Here is a 26,465-nt window from a genome sequence, read left to right as displayed (position 1 = left end):
AAAGAGTCAAGATTAAAGACAGTCAAATAATGCCTTACAGAATTTTCAAAATATTTTTTTCGTTTTTCATATTCATTTCTTCGTTTAGTTTCGGGCAAACCTTATCATCCAGTCTTGATAAGACGACTTTGGCGTTGGGAGAAGTGGCGATTTTCAAAATTCAGATTTTGGATTTGGAAGGCAAAAATGTTCAGATTGCACCGAGAAATGAATTGTTGCCTTTCCATTTCGAAATGGTGAATGACAGTATTGCGATTCAAAAAGATATTTACTTAAGATCTGTCAAATTCGCGGTTTTTCAGGAAGGAAAATTTACAATTCCGGAAATCGAAATCAAAGTTGGAGACCAAATTCTGAAAACGATTCCTTATGAAGTGGAAGTCATTAATACAGCCAAAAAAGGCGACCAGATTAATGACATTATGAAGAACAAAGAAGTGGATTTAGATGTGCAGGATTATTGGGATATGTACAAATTCTACGTTCTTTTGGCTTTTTTAATCATCGCTATTATTTTCTTAATCATCGGAATCATAAGATGGGGAAGAAAGCGCAAAGACAGTCCTGCGGTTACAACCAATCAGACTTTGAAGGATTTGGAAAAACTGAGAAAGAAGAATTACATCGAGAATGAAAATTTCCGCGATTTTTATGTAGAATTAATCGAGATTTCAAGAGCTTTTATCACCAAACAATATCAGATTCCGGCGGATGTTTTACTGACCGATGATTTAGTAGAATATATGAAAAATACGAATGTTATTTCTCAAGAAAATGAAAAAATAGTAGAAGAAATTTTCCTCCGAGGCGATCTTGTGAAGTTTGCAAAAACCATTCCTACAAAAGAAATAATGTCGAAAGACCTTATCGAGATTCGAGATTTTGTAAAACGTTCTACGAAAGATGTTGAAGCCGAAAATCTGAGAAATGTTTCTGTCGAAGAACTCTCGGACGAAGACAGATCTAAATTACGAAAGCTTAAATAAAACCATTTATCAGTCATCATTAATCAATTATAATCAATCCGTGAATTTCGAGTTTTACAGTCCGTGGTTTTTACTGCTTTTTATTTTGTTCATTCCATTATTTATTTTGGATTTGGGCAAGAAAAAAAGTAGAGGAATTGCTGTGCCTTCGGTTCAAAATATGCGACCAAGCGGAAATATTTCGTTGGTAATGACGTTTTTGAAAGTCTCAAAATATTTCATTCTCACAGCGTTGATAGTAGCTTTGGCAAGACCGAGAACTTACACGGTTTCTCAAGACAGAGATGAGTCCAAAGGAATTGATATTATGCTTTCCGTGGATGTTTCTCTCAGTATGTTGGCAAAAGATTTGGATCCCGATCGATTGGAAGCATTGAAAAAAATTGCCATCGATTTCGTAAATAAAAGAGAGAATGACAGGATTGGTTTGGTGGCTTATTCAGGAGAAGCTTACACCAAAGTTCCTTTGACAACAGATCACCAAGTCATTGTGGATGAACTGAATCAATTGAATCCTCTCGAATTGCAACCTGGAACCGCCATCGGAGAAGGTTTGTCGGTTGCTGTGAATCACCTTAAAAAAAGCAAGGCCAAAAGCAAAATCATCATTTTGATGACCGATGGTGTAAATACGATTATCAACGCAATGCCTCCACAAATAGCCGCAGAATTAGCAAAAAATAACAACATCAAAGTTTACACAGTCGGAATTGGGAGTAACGGTTTTGCGGCAATGCCAACAGCGACTAACATTTTTGGCGAATTGGTTTTCACAGAAACCAAAACTCAGATTGATGAAAATACTTTGATGGATATTGCCCAACTAACGGGCGGAAAATATTTCCGGGCGACTTCTAATACAAGCTTGCAAACCGTTTATGATGAAATCAATCAGCTCGAAAAGTCAGATGTCAAAACATCCAAGTTGTACAATTACGAAGAATATTTCAGGATTTTTCTATGGATAGCTTTAGGATTTCTGGTGTTGGATGCATTGTTGAGATGGGTAATTTTTAAAATTTTGAACTAAGTAGATAAGTATGCAGATGAATTGGTATTTAGGAAATTACTGGTATCTTTTTTTACTCCTTTTGTTGCCTGTCATCGGTTACTTTATGATTCATTATGTTCGATGGAAAGGGAAAAGAAGGAATGTTTTTGCGGAAGACAGATTCCAAGATGTTTTGTTTGAAAAGACCTCTGGATTCGCCAAGGTTTTTCCACTTTTCTATCTCTTGGGATTTTTATTTTTAATCTTTGCAATCATTGATTTGTTGGGCGGAAAAGAAGAAATTAGCGTTACTCAAAATGTCAGCAACACGATTTTTGTCCTAGACGTTTCCAACTCGATGAATGCCCAAGACATCCAACCAAGCCGATTGGACGAAGCCAAAAATATCATCATCAATTCGCTTCAGAAAATGACGAATGATAGAGTAGGGATTGTGGTTTTTGCTGGCGATGCCTATTCGGTAATGCCTTTGTCCACAGATTATTCTGCAGCGGAAACTTACCTTGCTGGCATAGAAACCAGTGTAATCCAAAATCAAGGTACAGATTTTTTGAAAGCGATGGAGATTGCTTCTCAAAAATTCCAAAACATCAGCAATGGTTCGAAAAATGTAGTCTTGATAAGCGATGGCGAAGATAACGAAGGTCACGAGGAAGAAGCTATCAATTTGGCGAAAAAACAAGGAATCAAAATTACTACCATTGGTGTCGGAACCGAAGATGGCGCACCAATTCCGGAATATTACTACGGACAATTGATGGGTTACAAATCAGATTTGTACGGCGAAACTGTGGTTTCAAAACTTCAAACCAAAGCGCTCAACAATATTGCATCTTCAACAGGCGGAAGTTACATCAACGGGAACAATCTCGAGGAAGCTATCAGTAATCTGAATTCTGAGTTGCAAAAATCTACTGGCAGTAGTACAACTACGATTAGCTCGCAATCTGCTGTTCATTATTACCAATATTTTTTGGCGGTTTCTGTGTTCTTTTTCTTGATGATTTATCTTTTCAATCCTAAGAAGGATTTTAATATTTAAAGAAAAATACTGAATTATGAGTTTTGATTTCTAAATCACATACTTCTTCAAACCTTCCATAATTCCCTGCCAGACCATATTGAAAAAGCTTTTTTCAGGATCTCTTTTTTTCTCGATTTTCACGTGTTCCGGCTCTCCAGTCGATTCGTTTCTGACAAACCAATTGGCAACTGTGGATAAGATTTTGCGTTCTTTTCCATTTTTTTTGTTTAGGAAATTCACGTACATATCTTTGTATTTGAAGTAGAATTTACCCGCAATTCCTGCATTAGAACCATAATAATCAAATTTCACATAATCGATTTTTCCATCCAAAGTCACATTTAAATATGGTCGAACGAAAAGATTGACATTATCCGCCGAAAGTTTTTGGATATTTCCCGCAATCTTATATTTATCATTCAAATCTTTCACATCAAATTTCCAAGTTGCTGTTGTCGGAGCCGTTCCATAGAATTTGAAATTAGCATCAACGGAAACCAAAGTCGGTAAACCTTTGATTTTCGCGTTATTGACATTATTAATGGTCGCGTTAAAATCATCAAAAGTCAACTTTCCAGGTTTGTTTGCATTCACCGCATTTTCCTCATAAACCAAACCAGAATTTCTCAACTGAATTTGATTGACGAACAGCGGAAACTTCACATCACGCAACTTTTTCCCAAACAGATAACGAACGCTGTAGTCTTCCGGTGGCGCAAGATCGTGGTAGATGTTGCAGTGGAGATTATCGATGATGATTTTATCCAGATTGATAGCCGTGTTTTTTCCAATTTTCGAATCTTTGTCCGTGATTGAAATATGTTTCGTGCGGATTGTGTATAAATCTTCCTGCTTCGCAATCACTTTGCTGAAGCCATCTCTAGAATATTTTGGTAGAAATTCCAGATTTTGCAAATCGGTTTGTTTGCCTGAATTTTTCAATGATGCTAATTTCAATTTGTAATGTTTTCCAGCATCCAGATTGATGGTTTTTGCGGTAATTAATCTGTTTTTTATCGTGAAAGGAAAGTCTTCTTTCGCAATATTTTTGTCAGATTTTATTTCATTAAGATTAATATCAAATTTCCCCACAGATAACTTTTCTTTCCCTTCCGAAATTTGCTTGAAAGTTCCATTGCTGATATTCAATTTTCCAATTAAAGCTTTGAAATCAGGTGTTGATGCTGTTTTCTTTTTAGTTTGAGATTTATGTTTTGCGGAGTAGATTTTAATCTTTGGATTCATCACATCGATTCCTGCAAAATTCAAATTAAGTTGTTGACCAATGTATTTCGATTGGTTTTTTATTATTAATATTTTATTAGTTTTAATTTCGATAATATCTTTGTGAATGCTTTTCCCAAGCGGAATCATCTCAAAATTTTCAATACTAATATCTTGATTTTCTGACTTTATTTTCCCAATTCTCAAAGCTTGAAGTTCATCCGTTTTCAGATAAATATTTTCCGCTTCGATATTGTGATTGGTAAATTGGAACGGGATTTTTTCTTTCACCGTATTCTTGTCAAAAACTATGTTGCTCAGTTTGAAATTAAAATTGTCAATCGAAGCTGTTTTTTGAAGATTAGACTGCAAAACCAAAATTTTCCCTCGATTGAAATTGATATTTTTCAATCCGATTTTCAAGTTCATTTCCTTCTCTTTCGCAACTTTCTTCTCCACCGTTTTTTTGCCTGTGGATGTTACTTTCAGATCAGGTTTTACAAAATCAATTTGGTCAACGATCAAGGAATCTTGACTGATGACAAAATTTTTCGCCATCAATTCCTCCGCAGAAAAATCGAAAATATTTTTAGCATTGTAATTCTTCGGATTTTGAATGGGATCTAAGTGAAAGCCAAGAATATTCAAAGTTTTATTCTTTGCCGATATTTTTTTAGCATTAATTTCATAAAATTCATTCGCAGTCACGACCACATTTTGCGCATCAATCTTGAATTCTTCGAAGGCCAAAGGAATTTTGGAAGCGTCGTCACTTTGCTTGATATTCGTTAGCTTGATGTTGATATTTTGCCCATTAAATAAAGTTTTTCCTTTATGACTTTTGATTTTCACATTACCATTCGAAACAATAATGTTTTCAAGAGCAATGTCGATTTTTTTCTTCTCTTTATTTTTTTTGTCCTTTTTCGGAGCGAAAACCACACTGATATTTGGGTCGATCAAAACCACATCTTTGGCTTTGTAAGTCTTATTAAAAATTGCTTTCCAAATGCTGAAATCTTCTATCTTCAATTCTTTCACCGTTCCATTGATCTGTGTGACCGTGGAATCTTTTTTGTTTTTATTATTAATGACAAGATTTTCCGCATTTAGATTACCAGAAAACAAACTCAGATTGAATTTGTCAAGCGTCAGATGGTAAGGCGTTTTATCGTTGATGAGGTCGGGAAGTTTACGTTTCAAATAAGCATCAAGCGCAAATGGAAAAATCAATAACAAGACCAGAATAGATATTCCGGTGATGGTCAATATTTTTTTCAGTTTAGATGGCTTAGTCGTTTTTTCATTCATTCTGTGTCCGTTTCAGATTTCGGTATAAACAATACTTATTCCAAAAGTATAAATCATTATGATTAACTTATTCAAAATCTTTGCGAAACTGATAACCATTTTCCGTGTGTTCTGCGAAAATATGATGAAGTCCGTTGCTGATGATGATCTGCTCTGCACCAATCAAGCTGTTGTAACGCGCAATCTGCTCAAAATGAACTTGTTTCAAAGCAATATTTGGTGCTTTGCATTCGATCAAAATTTTTGGCTTTGTTTTCTCTGTAACCAGAAGGTCGATTCGCTTGGTCGTTCCATTCAATTCTAGTTTTTTTTCAAGAATTAATGATGATAAATTTTTCTTTTTTATGAAGTGAAAATAATGCAACCAATGCTGTCTTACCCACTCTTCTGGTGTGAGCAAGAACCAGTTTTTCCGCACCAAATCATAGATAAAAAATGTATCTTTGTCTTGTTTGATTTGCAAATCAAAGTCATTTTCAAAGTTAAGTTTCGGAACCAGCATACATTAAGTTGAAAGAGTAAGATGAAAGAAATAGATATTATCCTCAAAAATATTAAAAATAAAGAACTATTACCGGTTTATTTTCTTCACGGCGATGAGTCTTTTTATATCGACCTTGCTGTTAAGCATTTTGAGCAGGATGTTTTGGAAGAAGATGAGAAGGCTTTCAACCAAACGGTGGCGTACGGAAGAGATACGAATTATCTGGAAGTTCTTTCATTAGCCAGGCAATATCCGATGATGGGCGACAAACAACTCATCATTGTGAAAGAAGCGCAGGATATGAAACTGAATGACGACGAATCTAAAGCTTTGGAATCTTATCTGGAAAATCCAGTTCCGTCCACGATTTTAGTTTTCGCACACAAGCTTAAGAAATTGGATGCGAGGAAAAAAGTAACCAAAACTTTAGCCAAATCCGGAATGCTTTTCACGAGTGAAAAGATGAAAGATTATCAACTTCCAACTTGGATTCAAGGGGAAATGAGCGTGATGGGAATCAAATCTGCACCGAACATCAGCCACCTTTTGGCAGAATATCTCGGGAACGACCTTTCCAGAATTGCCAATGAATTGAACAAACTAAAAATAGTTTTGAAAGACGGTGCGGTTCTGGACGGGAAAATCATCGAGGAGCATATCGGGATCAGCAAGGATTTTAACATCTTCGAACTTCAAAAAGCATTGGCGACTAAAGACCAGGCGAAGGCTTTTAGCATTGCTTATTATATGGGCAAAAACAAAAAATCGAATCCTGTGCAGATGGCTTTCGGAGCATTGTACAATTTCTTTTCGAATATTGTCATTTACCACACTTTGACCGGACAATCTCCTCAAACCATCGCATCAACTATGGGTGTGAATCCTTATGCCATCAAAGATTATTCGGAAGCGGCGCGATTTTATCCTTTGAAGCACGCGACAAGAGTCATTTCCATACTTCGCGAAATGGATTTGAAATCCAAAGGCGTTGGCGTGCGACAAATGGAAGATGACGAAATCTATAAAGAGCTGGTTTACAAAATAATCAAAGTAGATGAGCTGAAAGTGAAGGTTTAAAATCATTAATTAAAAACAAAATACACAAATGAAAGAAGAATTAATTGGGAACATCAAACTTTTCGCAAAAATCAGTGGAAAAGCTTCCTTGGCTTGGATCAAAGTTTCGTTGATAGGCTCGGTCATTATGATTGTCAATATTGTGATTGCAATTATTTTATTGGGTGACAATTCGGGTGGTGGATTTCCAGCTTCGGCGCACGCGGGAATCTTGGGAGCAATTATGGGATTTATTTTCCTTTTTATGGTCGAGTTTTGGACGGCTTTGCTTTTGACTGTAGGAATTCTAGCACCTGTTCTTTTCATTATTTTGGCTAATAAAAATGCCATCGCTTCCGCTGTTTACAACGTTTGGAAATATAAGATTGCAGATTTCATCGAACCAAAAATTGATTTTTACATCGATAAAATACTTCAAAAGCAACCTGGATTTTTAAAGAATATCACAGAATGGAGCGTAGTGAAAGTCAAATTGTTGGATACTATTAACAATGATTCGCAAACACCCAAATTGCAGAAGAGAATTATCAAATTCGTTCTCAAAAAAATCAAAATGGATGATGTGGATTTTAAGAATCCTGACACTAATTTGAGTAGTATTTTGTCTCTTAAAATCAGACAATTCATAGAAGGATTTGCAGAGCCGGATTTAAAATTGGTTTGGATTCTTGTTGGAGTTGATATTGTGCTGATTATTCTGGCTTTTGTTTTTAATCAGCAATAATCAAATATGATTCATCATTCATATCTTTCAAATCGACAGTTTAGATAGGTTATGAATAATTAATTCCCGAAATTTGTGTTCGCTTTTTTCGCGTAAAGATTTATATTTGAAAACTTAAAATCGAGAAAAAAGTCGATTCATCATTTACCCTTAAAGAATAAAATAATTTAATCATAAAAATGGAAAACAATATCTTAGATTGTGTGATTGTAGGATCTGGACCAGCTGGTTTTACCGCCGCAATCTACGCAGCAAGAGCAAGTCTGAAACCAGAATTATTCACAGGTTTGGAACCGGGCGGACAATTAACAACTACAACTGAAGTGGAAAATTTCCCAGGTTATCCAGACGGAATTACGGGTCCGGAAATGATGTTGCATTTGCAAAAGCAAGCGGAACGTTTCGAAACCAAGGTTCATTACGAGATGATTTCCAAAGTGGAATTCTCCAAAGAAAGAGGTGGAATCCACAAATTGAGCACAGGTTCTCGTGAGATTTTGGCGAAAAGCGTCATCATTTCAACTGGAGCAGCCGCAAAATATCTTGGTCTTGAAGATGAGAAAAAATATTCTGGCGGAGGTGTTTCTGCGTGCGCAACTTGCGACGGATTTTTCTACAGAGGAAAAGATGTTGTGGTAGTTGGCGCTGGAGATACGGCGGCGGAAGAAGCAACTTACCTTTCAAAAATCTGTAACAAAGTCACTTTATTGGTTAGAAAAGATCACTTCCGAGCTTCAAAAGTAATGGTGGACAGAGTTCTAAGCACACCAAACATCGAAGTGAAATACAACCACGAACTTATCGGAATCGAAGGTGAGAACTTTTTGGTAGAAAGGGCGAAAGTTGTGAATAATTTGACTGACGAAGTTTCTACAATCGATGTTCACGGGATTTTCATTGCAATTGGTCACAAACCCAACACGGGAATCTTCAAAGGGCAAATCGACCTGGACGAAAACGAATATATCATTACCGAAGGTAAATCTGCAAGAACCAATCTTCCAGGTGTTTTTGCTGCGGGCGATGTTCAAGATCACCATTACAGACAAGCGATCACAGCGGCAGGAAGCGGCTGTATGGCGGCAATGGATGCAGAGAAATATCTTGGTGAATTAGCCGGCGAAAACCATACTTGGGTAGAGCAGGATTAATCCATTCAACAACATATCATATAAAAATCAAAATACACCGAGAGATTCTCGGTGTATTTCTTTGAAGAACTATTACAAAAAACTAATTTATATATGAAGTGTTTTTAATCCTAATCTTCGCTAAATGCTAATTTAGCTTTTGAAGGTCGGCTGATGGTTCGTTTTTCCTCTTTGTTATGCAATTTGTAGTACAAAAATGCAATGAAAGTCGGCTTGTGATAGATCTTGTAGTATCTATATTCTGTACGGAAATGTCGGATGTTGATGGTGTAAAAATCATAGCCAATCACGACCAAAAGACAGAAGCTTATCACGTAAAACACGCGGAATTCCAAGTGGTAGTAAGTCAATCCAGAGAATACAGCTCCTAAGACATAGGCGGCCATAATGCTCGATAATAATTTTGCTCGGGCAATCAACTCTGGGTTTTTTCTAAATTTTTTCTGCGTAAACATCGAAACCAGAATACCTAAATCAGTTGTAGTTCCCGTAAGGTGAGTCGTCTTCACAGAGAAATTGGAGATGCTCGCCGTTAATCCATTTTGGAGACCTGTCGAGAACAACATCAATGCGACCAAGGCTTCCGTCTCTTCCAATGTTTTGGTGTAGTAGAACTGACCATAGATTCCCACGGTCAAAAGACACAAGATTTCTAAGATAATTGGAAGTGCGTGTGCAAAATATTTACTTTTTTTATTGAAATTTATCACACTAAGATTCGCTACAAATCCTCCGAAAAAGAATAAGAAAATCCATCCTGCAACTACCAAAACCTGTTTCCAGTTTCCTTGGCTTATTTCTGCTGCCAGAATTGCGTAGTGTCCTGTCACATTGGAGGTAAAAGAGAGGAAAATCAAAAGGGATGCTATGTTTATAGTTCCTGCCGTAAAAGCAGTCAGCGTCCCCAGTCTAATGTTGTCTCCCAACGTCCTGCTGTTACTATAATTTCTTAACATATTAATATTTTTTTGATGTTGATTTTAATGTATTTTGGCAGATGAAATTTTACAAGAAAACTTCTGCCAATCTTCCCTTTTCAGGGGCAAAGTCTGGTGCTTGTGTCACCACTTCCTGAGGCTGTACAAATTTGTTTTTCTTCAGGTAGTTTGTAATTTCGAATTGATTTTTCGCCAGTCTTTTACTTTTAGAAGTAGCAAAGTAGGCTTCATCTATTTTCATCACTTCCATATAAGTGTTGAAGGTTCTTTGGAAACTTCCTGTAAAGATGTCACAAGTGATTTTGTTGATGAGGTTTGGATATTTGTTATTGATGATACTGTAAGCATCACAAAACTCCTCAGATCTGATTTTTCCAAGAATAGAAGACTTGGAAGTAAACAATAGATCTCTGATAGAATCGCCCATATCATAACCAGAAACGAAAAGAATGTTGAAACGAGTTCCGTCGTTTTGTTCACTTTTATTTTTCAAAACTTTCTTTAGAATTTCCAAAGATTCAAGCGAAAAGTCCGTAGCAATTAAAATGGTTTTGATCATAACTTTATAATTTTTGTGAGTTGTTATTTTTTGATGATACAAAACTATATCTGCCAAATTAGAAAGTCTTTGGAACGAAATTAAAATGTAATTAAAGAGATTAAAATGAGATTAGAATTTCATTTTTCAGGGAATTATTCATATTTGAAAAGCAGCGAAATGCAAATTTAACTTCACAAATACACGACCTCGTCATCGTAAATTAAGCTTTTGTTACGTTTTTGTAAAACTTTGAAAGAAAGTGAGATTCATGTGAATTAAAATAATTACATTAGCGCCCCCGTTATTTATTACATAAGAATAATGAATTATTTCCGTAGCGGGCATAATAAATAATCTGCGATACGTGGTAAAACCTGGCCAAATTATAGAAATACCATCATCCTCTCCAATCTTTGAAGACGATCATTCCACATTCAGCTCAAAACTGGATGAATTGAATGTGAATCTACAGAAGAGAAATTATGGTCTTTTTGATGGTTTTTTGGTAGGTGAGCATCAGGGGACCCATCATTTCAAACTTGGTCAGAGAAAAGGAATCAACGTTGGCGGAAAGAAAGCACCGCTTTACGTCATTGGCATCAATGAAGAAACCAATCAGCTCTTCGTCGGACAAGGCGAAGATCATCCAGGACTTTGGACGCGTATTATCACTTTTAATAAAAATCAAATAGATAATCTTAGTTCTATTGAAGATGGAATTATCATAAATCTTAAATCTGAAGCCTTCGAAGAAAAGATCTCAGGCAAATTATATCTTCAGAACGATACCGTGATGTTAGAATTGGAAAAACCGCTGACTATCTCAGTTTACAACCATCCATTAGACATCATTACAGATCATCAAATCATATCAAGAATCAACCTAATTTAAATAATTAACTGTATGAAATTAAAATTTTCATTATTAGCAAGTATCGTTTCATTGGCGATGTATGCACAGTCAGCACCATCTTATTATTCTGGTGTGGACTTTAGCAAAACAAAGAACAATTTGAAGTCTGATCTTGCTACTCTTATTACTTCGACACACTCAAAGACTATCTCTTACAGTGAGTTGAAAACACTATTGGCAGTGAGTGATGTGGATCCAGAAAATCCATCAAATTTATTATTGATCTACGGATCTACAACTTCTTCTGGAACACATCAGAGAAGTCGTGCAAAAAATGGATCTTGGAACAGAGAGCACGTTTATGCAAAATCCAAAGGAACACCAAATCTTGGAACATCTGGTCCTGGAGCAGATGGACACCACCTTCGTCCGGCAGATATTACGCTAAATAGTACAAGAGGAAGTCTTCTTTTTGATGACGGAACTGGTGCTACGGCAATGAAAACAAGCAGAGGTGGATGGTATCCAGGGAATGAGTGGAAAGGCGATGTTGCAAGAATCCTTATGTATATGTACGTGAGATACAACAGCAGATGTCTTCCACTTAATATTACTATGAATCCTGCTACTTACTCTTCTGACTTCCCAGATATTTTACTGAAATGGAATGTAGAAGATCCTGTATCTGATTTCGAAAGACAAAGAAATAATATTGTTGCCAACACGCAGAAAAACAGAAATCCATTCATCGACAACCCTTATTTGGCAACTGTGATTTGGGGAGGACCTGCAGCACAGAACACTTGGCCTGATACTTTCAATGGAGGTTCGACATCTGATACCGTAGCACCAACTGCGCCTACAAATCTTGCTGTAACTGGAAGTTCTTCTTCAACAGTTTCATTATCTTGGAATGCATCTACAGACAATGTAGCTGTAACGAGTTATGATATTTATCTTAATGATGCTTATAAAACTTCTGTTTCTTCAACTAGCGGAACGGTTTCTGGTTTAAGCCCTGTAACCACATATTCTTTCCACGTGATTGCTAGAGATGCGGCTGGTAACAGATCTGCAAACAGTAATGTGGTAGAAGGTACAACATCCAATGGTCCAGGAAATCCGGCTGAAGGATCTTGTGGAACAGAAGATTTCGAAAATATCCCAGCTACAAATTCTTCTTATCAAGACAGAGAATGGACCAGTAAAGGGATCACTTGGAATGCTACAAAAGCAAGAACGGATAAGGCAGTTTACATTAGTGGAGACAACAATAGAGCCATCTGTATCAGACAAGGTTCTCTGAAATCTTCTACAATCGCAGGCGGTATTGGTTCTCTAACTGTGAAAACATTTTTACCTTACAATGATTCTGAAGGTAGCTATGTTCTGAAAATTAATGGAATAGAAAAAGGAACAATCCCTTATTCTAAAACGGCTAAAACGACAACCATCAACAACATCAATGTTGCAGGTGACATCGTGATAGAATTGGTAAATACCACCACAGATCACCGTGTATCTTTTGATGACTTGTCTTGGACTTGTTTTGCAGGATTGGCAACAGACGATATCGACGCTCAAAAAGCAAAAATCTCAATCTATCCAAACCCAGTGAAGAACAACGAGTTCTACATCAGCGGAATAGAAAAGAATGAGACTGTAAAAATCTACAGCCTAAACGGGCAATTGGTTCAAACCATCAATCAGGTAGAGAACAAAGGTAAAGTAAGCCTTAAGAAATTGGCTAAAGGTGTTTACATTGTAACGACTAAAAATCAATCAAGTAAAATTATTGTTGAGTAATCCGATACAGTAATATTACCATTCATAAAACCCGGAAGAGCAATCTTTCGGGTTTTTGTTTGGTTAATTATTTGGGCAGCTATTTCCGCCCGCAGTTTATCCTGAGCTTGTCGAAAGGTTCCCGCTATTTTTTGCCACAGCTAAAGCCACACAAAAAATGAGCTCCATTCAGGTCGGGCTGCGGATTCCATATAAATTCACATTTAGCAAACGTTCGAAAAGAGCAATTAATAAATAGTTAGTTTTCCAAACCTCATATATTGTATAAGAAAAGCTTGAGATATTCTCAGGCTTTTCTTATTGATTGATATTGAAGTTATGTAAAACAGATTGTTATTTCAGAGTAAACTTAACTTTAGTTTTAATATTATCCGAAGAATTACCAATCAACGCTTCAAAATCTCCCGGTTCTGCAACCCAAGCGTGTTTGTCAGCATCAAAAAAGCTCAATGCTTCTTTGTCAATCGTAATGCTCACTGATTTTTCTTCGCCTGGATTTAGGAATATTTTCTCAAAACCTTTCAACTCTTTGGCTGGTCTTGGGACGGAAGATTTGATATCATTAATATAAAGTTGCGCAACCTCTGCACCAGCTTTTTTACCAGTATTCTTAACCGTAAAAGTGAAAGTTATTTTATCATCCTGTCCGATTGTTGTTTTATCTGCTTTAGCTTTTCCAAATTCAAATGTCGTATAACTCAATCCGTGACCAAAGCTGAATAATGGTTTGATATTCTGCGTGTCGTGCCAACGGTAACCGACAAAAATTCCTTCGTTATAAGTAATATTGATCGGGTTTTTCTGATCCTTGCCTTTTCCTAAAGCCAATTCCTCTTTGTTCCCAGGGTATTCACCTAGTTTGTGTGCAGAATTATCTTCCAATTTTACAGGAAATGTGAAAGGCAATTTCCCAGACGGATTGGCATCTCCAGCCAGAATAGAAGCCAAAGAATTCCCTGCTTCCGAGCCCAAATACCAATTTTGAAGAACTGTAGGAACGTCTTTGATCCAAGGCATTGCAACAGCATTTCCGGAAACCAGAACCACCGCAAAGTTTTTATTGGCTTTTGCCAAAGCAGTGATCACATTGTCCTGATTGTATGGCAAACCGTAACTCTTGCGGTCGATTCCTTCATTATCTTGGTATTCACTTTTATTAAGTCCACCTACGAAGATCACGTAATCCGAATTTTTGGCTAATTCTACAGCTTCTTTCAATAACTCATCAGCAGAACGGGTTTCTTTCAGGTCTTGTCCGGATTTTACACCGTTGTATTCTCCGCCTGGATCTCCAACATAGCCTCTTGCAAATTTGATTTCAGATTGTTTCCCAAATCTTGATTTGATACCGTCTAACGGGAGAACTTCATATTTGGCTTTCAAGGAAGATGATCCACCGCCAACAGTCATTATTTTGATGGCATTCTCACCAATGACTGCAATTTTTTTAGCTTTATTAATGTCAATTGGTAGTACATTGTTCTGATTTTTCAACAAGACAATACCTTCTTCACCCACTTGTTTTGCCGTAGCAATATGCTCTTCCGAAGCAATATTTCCGAAAGGCTTATTCTTGTTCATCGTGGTTTTGTAGGCTAGATTCAGGATTCTGGTTACTTTGTCATCCAGTTCTTTGGTGCCGACTTTTCCAGATTTAATCAAATTTAAATAAGGCTGAGCGAGATAGTAATTGTCATAAGCATTTTTAGTTCCGGCAGAAAGTCCGTTGGTCCAACTCCCGAATTCCATATCCAGACCGTTATGGATGGCTTGTTCTGTATTATTCACAGCGCCCCAATCGGAGACTACAACGCCTTTGTATTTCCATTCACCTTTCAGAATATCATTCAAAAGATATTGATTTTGGCTGGCATATTGACCTTTGTAGAGATCATAAGCGCCCATTATCGTCCAAGAATCACCCTCAGTTACAGCGGCCTTGAAAGGCGGAAGATAGATTTCGTACAGAGTTCGGTTGTCCACAATCACATTGCTTGTATGTCGGAAAGTTTCTTGATTATTCAGAGCAAAATGCTTCACACTTGTTGCAACACCGTTGGACTGCACCCCGTGAATATAAGGAACTACCATTTTCGAAGCCAAGAAAGGATCTTCTCCCATATACTCGAAGTTTCTCCCATTCAAAGGCGTTCTGTAGATATTGACACCTGGACCTAAGAGAATGTCTTTTTTTCTGTAACGCGCTTCTTCTCCCAAAGCTTTTCCATATTTGTAAGACATTTTTTTGTTCCAAGTTGCGGACAAAGCAGTGAGGGCAGGATAGGCGATAATGGAGTCATTGGTCCATCCGGCCTGATCCCACTCGTCCCAAATCACTTCGGAGCGTACGCCGTGAGGACCATCTGTTGTCCAGAATTCTGGGATTCCCAATCTTGGTACGCCTGGAGAACTGAATTTGGATTGCGCGTGCAACATTGCCACTTTTTCTTCCACAGTCATGCGGGAAAGTGCGTCTTTCACTCTTTGTTCCACAGGTTTGGAATCGTCCAGATAGATGGGTAAATTGTTAGATTGTGCCATAGAAACAGCATAACTAAGTGAGAAAAAACCTAAAAGGAAAGTTTTCTTAAGCATAGATTTCTTTGTTTTGGTTATTTACAAAAGTAACTAAATCTTTATTATCTCACTGTGAGAAAATACATAAATCTTAATAAAATGAATGTTTCTAAAGTTTTCTTAATTTAATAAATCAGAAAGTTGTTCATATTCGGTTCATTAATGTAAAATAAAAATGCCCTGAACAATTTCAGAGCATTATAGAATTTGATAGAAGTTAATAAATGTATTTTCTTTAAGAAATCATTTTCATAGAAGATGGTTCATTGCTGTCCAGTTTGTCAATCAGCATCTGAATATTTTCCAAATCCTTTAGAACTTTTTGGTAAGAAGATTTTGCATAATCCGCAAAAGAGGCGGTAGGGTTCATATCATCTATATTTTTGAAGACGTTGATTTCCGGATTTTTGACAGTATCCTCCGCGTAATTATCTAAGCATTCTTCAATGATTTTCTTCTTTTTTTTACAAATGACTTTGTTTTTTAATTTCTGCAGAGAACTTATCAGATAAGGACTATCATTATAAGGATTTACAAAATCACTTTGAGAAGTCTCTTCCTGATAGACGTGATAGGATATTTCGTTGCTTGGTTTGAGGTAGTTTTTATCGAAAATCATAGCTTAAGAATTTATAGAGTTGAATGCCAAATAGAAAATTTTGTATAATAATCACAATATCAATTTTAAGACCAAAATATTGCAAATTGTTTAATTTGAAAGTTATATTCCTTTCAAATATTGAAGCATAGAGGCGATTTTGAAAACTATAATCAAAGACAAAATTTAAAAATTAGATTTTAGTATTTTCTATTATTGAAATTTTTAATCACTATTAAGTATTTGATAATAAGATTGTTAGATTGTGTATTTGAGCTCAAGTAATTTTCAAGGAAATAATTTTAGCTCAGCTTTTGGAATATTATGTTAAGTTTGCGTAACTTTGCTATCAAATAATGAAAGTGAAAAACAAACAAGTTCATTTTGAGAAATATCCTAATTCTTGCCAAGAGAATTACATAAACACCTCCGAACTTGTGGACTAAAATAACGGCCGATAATCTAAAAGATTGTCGGCTTTTTTATTTAAAAAATCTGAAGAAGTAAGTTTGAAATAAATCTAGTAAATTCTGATATTCTTTCAGGCCTCACAAACCTGAAAGAGTGGATGAAGAAAGAAAGATTTTATTTCTAAATAACACAAAAACATATTGTTAACAATAGCACAGCTTTTGTTAGATCATCAATAAAAATTAAAATGAGCAATACCTATAAATCCGCCGGAGTCGATAAAGAAGAAGGCTATAAAACCGTAGATAAAATCAAATCTGCCGTTGCCGAAACCCATAACAAAAACGTTCTCAACAATCTGGGAAGCTTTGGGGCTTTCTACGAGATTGCGGGCTACAAAAATCCCGTATTGGTTTCCGGAACCGATGGCGTTGGAACCAAGCTCAAAATAGCTTTGGATACCAAACAATATGCTTCTATCGGCGTTGACTGTTTCGCAATGTGTGCCAATGATATCGTTTGTCACGGTGCAAAACCATTGTTTTTCCTGGATTATTTAGCTTGCGGAAAACTCGATTCTGAGATTGCCACAGAGATTGTTCTCGGAATGGTAAAAGCTTGTAAAGACAACAATTGCGCATTGATTGGTGGCGAAACTGCCGAAATGCCAGGAATGTACCAGCCAGGCGATTATGATGTTGCAGGATTCTGCGTCGGAATTGTAGAAAAAGACCGAATTATCGACGGTTCAAAAATCAGAACTGGAAACAAAATCATTGTCATTCCAAGTTCAGGATTTCATTCCAACGGATTTTCATTGGTAAGAAAAATATTCCCGGATTTCGAAGAGCAATTTGAAGGAAAACCTTTGTACGAAACACTTTTGGTGCCTACGAGATTGTATTATCAAGACATTCACAAAGTGTTGGAAGAAGCACCACTTTACGGCATCGCGCACATCACGGGAGGCGGATTGTACGAAAATGTGCCAAGAATTATCCCAGAAGGACTTTGTGCAACAATCGATGCTTCAAAAATCCAAATTCCAACCGTAATGCAGGAATTGGAAAAACGTGGCAACATCGCAAGAGAAGAGATGTTTGGAACGTTCAATATGGGCGTTGGAATGGTTCTCGTAACCGACGAAAATCACGTAGATAAAATCCTTGACCTTTTGGAAGACGCTTATGTAGTGGGCGAAATTACTGAGGGAACTGAGAAAATCAATTTAATTGTATAAATGTATTCAAGTAAAAAGTATTGACGATTTTAAAGAGTCATTAAGACATTAATACTTTTTACATTTTACAAAAAAATGAAGAACATCACCATTTTAATTTCAGGTTCAGGAACCAATCTTCAAAGGATTATCGATTGCATTGATAGCGGAGAAATCCGAAATGCAAGAATCATCCAAGTCATTGCAGACCGTGAATGCTTCGGACTGGAAAGAGCGCAGAAACATCAAATCCCGAATGAATTAATCAAACGTGGAAAAGACTTTTCCGAAAATCTTGAGCAAGCCATTCCCGAGAACACAGATTTGATTGTTTTGGCGGGTTTTCTATCCATCCTTAAACCGGAATTCTGCAAAAAATGGGAAGGGAAAATCATTAATATTCATCCAGCGTTGTTACCAAAATTTGGTGGAAAAGGGATGTGGGGACATCACGTTCATAATGCTGTGATTGAAGCTGGCGAAAAAGAAAGTGGTGCAAGTGTTCATTACGTCACTTCAGGAATCGATGAAGGCGAAGTGATTCTACAAGGAAAATTTGAGATTGACGAAAATGACACGGCTGAAAAAGTAGCTGAAAAAGTCCATCTTGTCGAGTACGATATTTTTCCAAAAGCCATTGATTTGGTTCTTAATAAATAGAATTGAATTAGTTAAAGTGAAAGTAATATTTTAATTCGTAAATTATTATAATATAATGATTTGTAAATTTCAATTCAAATTAACTTTAATTAATGATAGATAAAATCTAAGTAAAATAAAAAGTAAATCCGGAGGTGAAAGAACCGGTAAATCACAGTTTGGATAAAACTGTAAAAAGTAAAATTTGAAAGAGAAGGTATGAGTAAAAAGAGAGCACTTATCAGCGTATCTGATAAAAGCGGTTTGGTGGATTTCGCAAGATTTCTGGAAAAACAGAACTACGAATTGATTTCCACCGGTGGTACATTCAAACATTTGAAAGACGCTGGTTTGAGTCCAATTCAAATCGATGAAGTCACAGATTTTCCGGAAATGCTGGACGGCAGAGTGAAAACCCTGCACCCGAAAGTTCACGGCGGATTGTTGGCGGTTCGTTCCAACGAGGAACATATGAAAACCGTTCAGGAGTACGAAATCGGATTGATTGATATGGTCATCGTTAATCTTTATCCGTTTTTCGAGAACGTGAACAAAGAAATTTCTCTTGACGAAAAAGTTGAATTCATCGACATTGGTGGACCTTCTATGTTGCGTTCTGCCGCTAAGAATTTTAATTCAGTTGTGGTTTTGACAGATGTGAATGATTACGAAATCATCAAAAATGAAATGTCAGAAAATGGCGATTCAAGCATCGAAACCAGAAAGAAATTGGCTGGAAAAGTGTTTAATCTGACTTCCGCTTATGATGCAGCGATTTCCAGAATGCTTTTGGATGAAGAATATCCAACTTATCTGAACGCTTCTTACAAAAAGGTTTCAGACTTGCGCTACGGCGAAAATCCTCATCAGTCGGCTGCATATTACACTTCGACTTTCGAAAATGGCGCAATGAAAGATTTCGAAATTTTGGGAGGTAAGGAATTGTCTTTCAATAATTTGAGAGATATGGATTTATGTTGGAAAGTGGTGAATGAGTTCAAAGATGAATTGGCTTGTTGTGCTGTGAAACACTCAACGCCTTGTGGTGTTGCGGTTGGAACTTCAGCTTTGGAAACTTACACCAAAACATTCGAGTGCGACCCGGTTTCCATCTTCGGTGGCATCATCGGAATGAATTATAAAGTGGACGCGGCAACGGCTGAGGAACTGAACAAAACTTTCCTTGAAATCGTGATGGCAACGGACTTTGACGAAGATGCTCTGGAAATCCTTAGAAAAAAGAAAAACCTTAGAATCATCAAAATCAAAAACCAAGTGACAGACAAACAAGCTTGGGTAAAAATCGATGGCGGAATGTTGGTTCAAAGCGCCGACGACCAATTCTCAGAAGATATTAAAGTAGTGACAGAAACTGCTCCAACAGACGAACAAAGAAAAGCATTGTTGTTTTCGCAAAGAGTTGTGAAATATGTAAAATCCAACGCAATCGTAGTTTCAAACGGTGTTCAGTCCATCGGAATCGGTGGTGGACAAGTGAACAGGATCTGGGCAACGCAACAAGCGATTGAAAGAGCCAAAGAGAAATTCGATGGCGAGTTGGTTTTGGCTTCGGATGCGTTTTTCCCTTTCCGAGATGTGGTGGATTTCTGCGCTCAGGAAGGCATCAAGGCGATTATTCAGCCAGGTGGAAGTATTAGAGACAATGATTCTATCGAAGCAGCGAATGAGCATCAAATCCCGATGTTGTTCACGGGAATGAGACATTTCTTGCATTGATAATAAGATAGTTCTAAATTTTTGTTCAAACGTTGATTTACGTGGAATCTGCAGTCCGACTTGAGCGGAAATCCTTTTTTGCGTGTACTCAATTTCTAATGAATAGGGAATCGTCTGCAAAAAAGATTGGGAGCGGAAGGCGGAAAAGCTGCCCTAAAAAATTTATAAATAGGTTTCGACGAAGTCAAATAGCTGCCCAAATAAAATTAAACTAATTAAAATAAATAAAACCCTTTCAAGTTCAAACTTCGAAAGGGTTTTCTTTTTAATAATTAATAAAAATTAGACTCAAAAATTGTCGTTCGTTTGATGGATTTAGAATTATGTTGAGATATTGATTTTTTGGTCAGTTAATTTTAAATTAATGATAAAATTTCGGCTAAAAATTCATTTTGAAATCGAAATAATATTTACTTTTGGGACAAATTCTGGATATGAGTATTTTCAATGATACAAAGCTCGCATTTGCCGATAAAACGGATGCTCAGCTGAGAAAAGCGTATTGGATGTTCAAGGCTATCGAACAGCCTGCATTGACGAATATTGGCGTTTCACTGCTTAATTTTACAGTTAAGAATAATTTTCCATTTGTGGACGGCATCGTGAAGCAAACTTTGTTCGAGCAGTTTTGCGGTGGCGAAACCCGCGAGGAAAGTATGTCTGTCGTAAAACAGATGTTCAAACGTGGCGTTGGAAGCATTTTCGATTACTCGATTGAAGGAAAAGAAGAAGAAGAGGTTTTTGATGCAGTTTGCAAGGAAATCAAAGATATCATCAGATTTTCTGTTGGTAATCCGGCGATTCCGTTTATTGTTTTCAAACCGACGGCTTTTGGTAGAATCGATATTTATGAAGAAGTTGGGAAAGGCAAAGAACTCACCACCAGCCAAAAAGAAGAATGGAATAGAGTAGTAACACGTTTCGACGAAGTCTGTAAACTCTGTTTCGACAACAACAAAAAAGTGATGGTGGACGCCGAGGAATCTTGGATGCAAGATGCGGCCGACCAACTTTGTGAAGAAATGATGGAAAAGTACAATCATGAAAAACCCATCGTTTGGAACACCATTCAAATGTACAGAACCGGCCGTTTGGAATATATGAACTCGCATCTTGAAAGAGCGAAAGAAAAAGGCTATCTTATTGGTTATAAAATTGTTCGTGGTGCTTATATGGAGAAAGAAAGAAAACGTGCCGAAGAAAATAATTACCCAGACCCAATCCAGCCCAACAAACAGGCTTCCGACGATAATTACAACGCCGGAATTGATTTTGTGATGGCGAATCTTGATAAAGTTTCAGCATTTTTCGGAACACACAACGAGAAATCCTCCGAATTGGTGATGGATAAAATGCAGGCCAACAATCTGGAGCACAACAATCCGCACATCTATTTTGGACAGCTTTACGGGATGAGTGATAACATTACTTATTATCTTGCCGACAAACATTACAACGTTGCCAAATATCTGCCTTACGGACCTGTGAAAGACGTTGTTCCGTATCTTACAAGAAGGGCGCAGGAAAATACCTCAGTTGCAGGACAAACCGGACGAGAATTGGGACTGATTGATAAAGAATTGAAAAGAAGAAAATCGAAATAGGAAAATCCGCTGTGAGGCGGATTTTTACTTTGTTTTAATTACTAAAAAGTCTCCCTCAATTCTGCGGCAAAAAGTGAGATTATTTAATTTTTCCTCTGATACAATTTCAAAAGACTTTATGGCATTTGGGTCTAATTTTGTTTTGATTTTCAAACTGTCAGGAATAACTTTTCCATTAATTATTAACAAGACGATTTTCTTTTTATCCCAACCTCTTCGTCCTGAAGATAGACTGTCGAGATTTAGATTTTTCAGATCAAATAAATCAACTTTACTTATCTGATTAATCTTTAATTCTTTCTTTTTCTTGTCGATTAAGACAGTCTTTATGTTATTCTTATCTAAATATGTTGTGGAAAAATCTAAGTTTTCGTCATCAACAAAAATTTTATAATCAATCGAATACTTCTTTAGTATTTTCTCACGGTCATAACTAATTGTCCGCGTCGAACATCCATTTATGAAAACTAAGAAAAATAAAAATGCAAATATTCTCATAAATTACAATTGTTAAAATCAGTAAGTGTTTTTTTAATTTTATTTCTTCTCCACTTTCACAGCCTGTCTCGCCAGCAATTTCCAACCACTCTTAGTCTTCGACCAAACGTATAAAATATCCAGATTCACTTCGCCTGGTTCTTTTCCAAGGTCTGCTGTTTTTCCATAAAGATGATTACGGACAATCGCAGTTTTATCAACAATCTGGATGGATTGGTTTGTGTTTTCAATGTTTAGAAAATTAGATTGTTTGCTGACCAGCTTTTCTACAAATTCTTTTGCATTATCAATATGACCGCTGGAATGTCCGTAAGTGAGTTCAGGTAGAATTAAAGATTCTAAAATGGTTTTGTCACCACTTATCATTGCTAATCTCAATTTTTCTGAAGCATCGGAAACAGCCTTTTGGTCATTGTTTTTCTGAGCAAACGTTATTGATACAGCTAAAAAGCTGAATAATATTAATAATTTCTTCATCATAGTGACTTTAATATTGTAATCAAATATAGTGAACAAACAAGAGAATTTAGCTCGTATTGGATTTCAAACTTTATTTTTCAACAATTTTTACTTTGAAATATTTTTTAGGTCCTTCAAAATTACTTCCTTCCGTGAGATACAAAGTGTTATCATCTGCCCAAAAAGAATCGCTCACGACGCAAAGCCAGATTTTGGTCAACTTTTCAAATTCCTTTTCCAATTGAATTATTTTCACATAATCATTACCAATTTTCTTTTGGATGAAATATGCAGAACATTCCTGTCCACCGAAATGTCCATTCAGTCTGAATTTTTCAGTTGGAGAGAAATTAATATAATCTGGATTTCCGGTTTCTTCGGTTTCTTTTCCATTCTTTAAATTAAAACTGATGTCCGTTGTGTGTCCGCCTTCGCAAAGCAAAATGTCTTCTTCCGGATAATAGGCGATGAAATAGTAATAATCATATTCATTGGTATTACCATATTCTTTTCCGTTTCTGAAATGGATTTTTTTGACAGCAGATTGGTCTCCATCTTCGGAATTATCATTAAATTCAACAATGCCTTTCAATAATTTTTTGGCTTTGTTGAAGTCTGTAATTTTAGTCAGAGTCTTCTTTTTGGTAGCATTTTTTATAGCGAAATGACGGTAATCCAGGGAGTCAATCTTCTCAACATTAATGCTGTATTGAATGTCCTTTTCAGGTTTTATGACCGAAACCGATTTTACACTGTCTTTTGGCTTTTGAACTTCAGTTTTTGAGACGTTTTCTTGCTCATATTCCTTTTTACAAGATTGAACTAAAAATCCAAAAATTGCTATTAAGAGGATTTGAAAGAATTTATTTTTCATTTCTAGGTTCTGTTGTTAGTCTTATTCCATCAATTTAGTTCCAAATTTTCTAAAAGATTCTTTGGAGCCACCCATAAAAAATGTTTCCAAAAGATTCTCCGTTTCGCCTTCTCTCGCAACTTTCATTAGATTTTTAAAATCGTCATAATAGAAAATGTAGGATTCATCAAAAGTTTCAGCCAATTCCTCATTCACATACATTTCTACTTCAAATGTTACTTTGATTGATGAGGGATTAATTTGCTTAATGGCTTTAACATTGTGAGTCATCGCACAACCTGTTCCGCAACTTAACACAAAACTTTGATTTTTGAGTTTTGAAAAATCCCTTTCTGAACTTTTACTTTTAAGTTTTTTCCAAGAAATCAAATACTCAGTGAAATCCAAATATTCTGGGTCTCCGGCTGGTCTCAGACTATCCATTTTCCATTTGATTTCCAAATCAGTTCCACGGACTATTTTCGGGTCATCATTATTGTAAATTAAACTGATGGTGTCTTTATTTTTCTTAACAATAAAATACCAATCGTCGCCATTATCATCAAAGTTGACGAACTGAACCGTATCAGTATAAATCTTCCCCAATTCAAGCTTCTCATCAGGTGTCAATTGACTTTTGAAAACCGTAGAATCTTTCCTTTCTTTAGGTTCTTTTTTGACTGGAATTTCCGTATTCGTTTGTTTTTCTTTCTTCTCACAAGATTGCAAACTGAAACCAAATAGCATTACTAATGACAGATAAACGATTGATTTTTTCATTATAACAGCTTTGATAATTAATTTGAAATATATTTCTAATGCCTATTATCACAATCAGTATAAAGCTCTGGATATGAAGAATCTAAAAACGTAATAGACGGACAACCAAACGATTCTGATACAAATCCAAAAACAACAGGCGGTTTAGCCTTAAATAATTTTCCAGTCCATTGCCAATCGTTGTATTCGTTATTATTAATGAAATTCAAAGGGCTGAATTCTGCGCCTTCTCCTCTGGTAAATGTTTTTGCAAACGTCACTTTGTTGTCTTGTACAACGGCTAATTTTCTTTTATAAATTCCATATTCGCCTTTGTAATCCTGAATGTAATAGATGAGATTTTCAAAATTGGCTAAATAAGTATTTTCTAAACTCTTGTCATTTTTTAATGGAAAAGGAAATTGGTCACGACTGGTTTTTTTCCACTGGATTGGAACCACTTTTTCGCCAGAAAATGGATTCTCCTTTCCAAAATACGCCAAACTATAATTGCTTTTGTACATTACAGATTGTTGAGAATTTTCTGGTTTATTTAGTTCAAAGCCAATCATATAATCGTAATGAGATATTTCCTCGCCTTCGCTGGTGTAAAGATTCAGGTTCGCAACAGATTTCAAATCGCGAATGGGGAATTTTTCCAATTTTGCATTTTTGTAATCGTAAAGAAATAGTGTGTCAGTCTCGGAAAGCGAAGTTCCTTTTAATAATTTTTCGCGATAAATTCCGGTTAATTCAAAATGCTTCAACTCGGCAAAAGTCTTGGTTTTTTGATTTTGAATAAGTTCCTCGGGAACCGCTAAAGAATCATTGTAAATGTCTGACAGCGAAATAAATGTGTCATACTTTCCAGCATTTTCCATAGAGTATAAATCGAAAATATGAAGATCAGATAGATTTTTCTTTTCGGTAGAAATTGTATCAACTGTGATTTCTTCTTTTTTATCAACTGTTGCGACTTTTTTAACTTCTTTTTTACAAGATAAAATGCATAATGATACAGCGAAAAAGAAAAATTGTTTTTTCATCGTTTTTTGTTTATCTCAAATATAGTTTAAAATCAATCATAATCGTATATCATCGATTCAAATTATAGCAAGAAATATGCAAAAATATTTTTAAAAGTGCTTCTCATTTCAGAGCTGTTCTGACTACAAAAGACTTCGACTCCGCTCAGTGTGACAAAGTTTAATTAACAATGTCCGTCTGAGCGGAGTCGAAGACTTTAAATTTGGACTGAATTTACGCTAAAATAGTAATTCCTTTCTCAACCAGATCATAAATCGTATTCCTAGCGCTGTCAGGTTTTACATTCACAGCTTTTGTTCCGTTGAAGTGAAGACAAGTGATAAATCCTGCATTGAAAGCGTCAATTGCGGTAAATTTCACACAATAATCCAACGCCAATCCAACAATCTCAACCAACTGAATATCGTGATATTTCAAATAATCTTCCAATCCAGTTTTAACAAAGTGATTGTTGTCTTGAAAACCGCTGTAGCTGTCAATCTCAACATTTTTTCCTTTTTGAATAATGTGCGTGACTTTATCACGATTCAAATCTTTATGAAACTCTGCCCCAAAAGTTCCCTGAACACAATGGTCTGGCCACATAAATTGCGAACCGCCATTTAACGTAATTGTTTCACCAACATTTTTTCCGTTGTTGGAGGCAAAACTTTTATGATTTGCTGGATGCCAATCTTGCGTTAGAATGATTTCGTCGTATTGATTTTCTTCCAAAAGAAGATTGATGTACGGAATGATGCTGTTTGCTTCTGGAACCGCCAAAGCGCCACCTTCGCAGAAATCATTTTGAACGTCAACTATTATTAATGCCTTTTTCATCTGTTATTAATTTTTATAATAGGTTATAAAATACAAATTGCCATTCTGAAAGAATCTTGCCAATTAGAAAATTAACGTTCAGATTCCTGCGGAATGACAATTTGACTTATTTTA

At 36.1% G+C, this 26,465-nt stretch carries 24 protein-coding genes; 12 read left to right on the top strand and 12 right to left on the bottom strand.

Going from position 1 to position 26,465, the window contains the following annotated elements:
* Nucleotides 1-41 precede the first annotated feature (41 nt).
* The 3 genes from B0I22_RS06115 to B0I22_RS06105 are packed head-to-tail and all read left to right on the top strand — an operon-like array spanning nt 42 to nt 3,040.
* Entirely contained in the window at nt 42-986 is a 945-nt protein-coding gene (locus B0I22_RS06115) for a BatD family protein (protein ID WP_133943968.1), read from the top strand.
* Complete coding sequence (locus B0I22_RS06110) at nt 928-2,016, top strand: VWA domain-containing protein (protein ID WP_133943748.1); 1,089 nt, start codon at nt 928-930, stop codon at nt 2,014-2,016. The genes B0I22_RS06115 and B0I22_RS06110 overlap by 59 nt, the downstream gene beginning before the upstream one ends.
* Nucleotides 2,017-2,032: 16 nt before the next feature.
* Nucleotides 2,033-3,040: a VWA domain-containing protein gene (locus B0I22_RS06105; RefSeq protein ID WP_133943747.1), complete on the top strand. Its 1,008-nt coding sequence runs from the start codon at nt 2,033-2,035 to the stop codon at nt 3,038-3,040.
* Nucleotides 3,041-3,070: 30 nt separating this feature from the next.
* On the opposite strand, the gene B0I22_RS06100 is transcribed toward B0I22_RS06105, so the two are convergent.
* Together B0I22_RS06100 and B0I22_RS06095 are read right to left on the bottom strand one after the other, a co-directional pair.
* Entirely contained in the window at nt 3,071-5,557 is a 2,487-nt protein-coding gene (locus B0I22_RS06100) for an AsmA family protein (protein WP_133943746.1), read from the bottom strand.
* Nucleotides 5,558-5,624: 67 nt separating this feature from the next.
* Nucleotides 5,625-6,059, bottom strand: coding sequence for a type I restriction enzyme HsdR N-terminal domain-containing protein (locus tag B0I22_RS06095; protein WP_133943745.1), 435 nt, complete (start codon nt 6,057-6,059; stop codon nt 5,625-5,627).
* Between the two features lie 21 nt (nt 6,060-6,080).
* Between B0I22_RS06095 and holA the strand changes: the two genes are divergently transcribed.
* The 3 genes from holA to trxB all read left to right on the top strand — a co-directional run bounded on the left by holA (nt 6,081) and on the right by trxB (nt 8,993).
* Nucleotides 6,081-7,118, top strand: a complete 1,038-nt coding sequence (gene holA / locus B0I22_RS06090) for a DNA polymerase III subunit delta (protein ID WP_133943744.1) — start codon at nt 6,081-6,083, stop codon at nt 7,116-7,118.
* Nucleotides 7,119-7,146: 28 nt separating this feature from the next.
* Nucleotides 7,147-7,842: a hypothetical protein gene (locus B0I22_RS06085; RefSeq protein ID WP_133943743.1), complete on the top strand. Its 696-nt coding sequence runs from the start codon at nt 7,147-7,149 to the stop codon at nt 7,840-7,842.
* Nucleotides 7,843-8,021: 179 nt separating this feature from the next.
* Nucleotides 8,022-8,993 (top strand): thioredoxin-disulfide reductase, encoded by a 972-nt coding sequence (gene trxB, locus B0I22_RS06080; protein ID WP_133943742.1) that lies wholly within the window; start codon nt 8,022-8,024, stop codon nt 8,991-8,993.
* Between the two features lie 110 nt (nt 8,994-9,103).
* Here trxB and B0I22_RS06075 read toward each other — a convergent pair whose 3' ends face one another.
* Both B0I22_RS06075 and B0I22_RS06070 read right to left on the bottom strand, forming a co-directional pair.
* Entirely contained in the window at nt 9,104-9,949 is an 846-nt protein-coding gene (locus tag B0I22_RS06075; RefSeq protein ID WP_133943741.1) for a YoaK family protein, read from the bottom strand.
* A gap of 49 nt (nt 9,950-9,998) precedes the next feature.
* Nucleotides 9,999-10,490: a hypothetical protein gene (locus B0I22_RS06070; RefSeq protein ID WP_133943740.1), complete on the bottom strand. Its 492-nt coding sequence runs from the start codon at nt 10,488-10,490 to the stop codon at nt 9,999-10,001.
* A 346-nt stretch (nt 10,491-10,836) separates the two neighbouring features.
* Here B0I22_RS06070 and B0I22_RS06065 point away from each other — a divergent pair, with 346 nt between their 5' ends.
* Both B0I22_RS06065 and B0I22_RS06060 read left to right on the top strand, forming a co-directional pair.
* A complete protein-coding gene (locus tag B0I22_RS06065) occupies nt 10,837-11,364 on the top strand; it encodes a tRNA methyl transferase PRC-barrel domain-containing protein (protein ID WP_166668183.1) in 528 nt (175 codons plus the stop codon).
* A 12-nt stretch (nt 11,365-11,376) separates the two neighbouring features.
* Nucleotides 11,377-13,131, top strand: a complete 1,755-nt coding sequence (locus tag B0I22_RS06060; protein WP_133943738.1) for an endonuclease — start codon at nt 11,377-11,379, stop codon at nt 13,129-13,131.
* Nucleotides 13,132-13,464: 333 nt separating this feature from the next.
* Here B0I22_RS06060 and B0I22_RS06055 read toward each other — a convergent pair whose 3' ends face one another.
* Nucleotides 13,465-15,726: a glycoside hydrolase family 3 C-terminal domain-containing protein gene (locus B0I22_RS06055; protein WP_133943737.1), complete on the bottom strand. Its 2,262-nt coding sequence runs from the start codon at nt 15,724-15,726 to the stop codon at nt 13,465-13,467.
* A 217-nt stretch (nt 15,727-15,943) separates the two neighbouring features.
* On the bottom strand, nt 15,944-16,327 hold the full coding sequence (locus B0I22_RS06050) for a hypothetical protein (protein WP_133943736.1): 384 nt from the start codon (nt 16,325-16,327) through the stop codon (nt 15,944-15,946).
* Between the two features lie 637 nt (nt 16,328-16,964).
* On the opposite strand from B0I22_RS06050, the gene purM reads away from it, so the two are divergent.
* From purM to B0I22_RS06030, 4 genes are all read left to right on the top strand, one after another.
* Nucleotides 16,965-17,957, top strand: coding sequence for a phosphoribosylformylglycinamidine cyclo-ligase (gene purM / locus B0I22_RS06045; RefSeq protein WP_133943735.1), 993 nt, complete (start codon nt 16,965-16,967; stop codon nt 17,955-17,957).
* 75 nt (nt 17,958-18,032) lie between these two features.
* A complete protein-coding gene (purN, locus tag B0I22_RS06040; RefSeq protein ID WP_133943734.1) occupies nt 18,033-18,596 on the top strand; it encodes a phosphoribosylglycinamide formyltransferase in 564 nt (187 codons plus the stop codon).
* Nucleotides 18,597-18,794: 198 nt separating this feature from the next.
* Nucleotides 18,795-20,312, top strand: coding sequence for a bifunctional phosphoribosylaminoimidazolecarboxamide formyltransferase/IMP cyclohydrolase (gene purH / locus B0I22_RS06035; RefSeq protein ID WP_133943733.1), 1,518 nt, complete (start codon nt 18,795-18,797; stop codon nt 20,310-20,312).
* A 434-nt stretch (nt 20,313-20,746) separates the two neighbouring features.
* Nucleotides 20,747-21,916 (top strand): proline dehydrogenase family protein, encoded by a 1,170-nt coding sequence (locus B0I22_RS06030; protein ID WP_133943732.1) that lies wholly within the window; start codon nt 20,747-20,749, stop codon nt 21,914-21,916.
* 24 nt (nt 21,917-21,940) lie between these two features.
* Here the strand turns inward: B0I22_RS06030 and B0I22_RS06025 are convergent, their stop codons facing one another.
* The 6 genes from B0I22_RS06025 to pncA all read right to left on the bottom strand — a co-directional run bounded on the left by B0I22_RS06025 (nt 21,941) and on the right by pncA (nt 26,351).
* The gene (locus B0I22_RS06025) at nt 21,941-22,414 is read right to left on the bottom strand and encodes a hypothetical protein (protein WP_133943731.1); all 474 of its coding nucleotides are present in this window, start codon (nt 22,412-22,414) and stop codon (nt 21,941-21,943) included.
* 39 nt (nt 22,415-22,453) lie between these two features.
* Nucleotides 22,454-22,894 (bottom strand): nuclear transport factor 2 family protein, encoded by a 441-nt coding sequence (locus B0I22_RS06020; protein ID WP_133943730.1) that lies wholly within the window; start codon nt 22,892-22,894, stop codon nt 22,454-22,456.
* A gap of 70 nt (nt 22,895-22,964) precedes the next feature.
* On the bottom strand, nt 22,965-23,747 hold the full coding sequence (locus B0I22_RS06015; protein ID WP_133943729.1) for a hypothetical protein: 783 nt from the start codon (nt 23,745-23,747) through the stop codon (nt 22,965-22,967).
* Between the two features lie 21 nt (nt 23,748-23,768).
* Complete coding sequence (locus tag B0I22_RS06010) at nt 23,769-24,506, bottom strand: hypothetical protein (protein WP_133943728.1); 738 nt, start codon at nt 24,504-24,506, stop codon at nt 23,769-23,771.
* A gap of 35 nt (nt 24,507-24,541) precedes the next feature.
* Nucleotides 24,542-25,531, bottom strand: coding sequence for a hypothetical protein (locus B0I22_RS06005; protein ID WP_133943727.1), 990 nt, complete (start codon nt 25,529-25,531; stop codon nt 24,542-24,544).
* Nucleotides 25,532-25,745: 214 nt separating this feature from the next.
* On the bottom strand, nt 25,746-26,351 hold the full coding sequence (gene pncA, locus B0I22_RS06000; protein ID WP_133943726.1) for a bifunctional nicotinamidase/pyrazinamidase: 606 nt from the start codon (nt 26,349-26,351) through the stop codon (nt 25,746-25,748).
* Nucleotides 26,352-26,465 lie beyond the last annotated feature (114 nt).

Origin of the sequence: Epilithonimonas xixisoli, assembly GCF_004365655.1 — a bacterium.
In the GTDB taxonomy this organism is placed as follows: Bacteria; Bacteroidota; Bacteroidia; order Flavobacteriales; family Weeksellaceae; genus Epilithonimonas; species Epilithonimonas xixisoli.
Note: the sequence above shows the minus strand (reverse complement) of the source record. Positions and strands in the feature narration are given on the sequence as shown.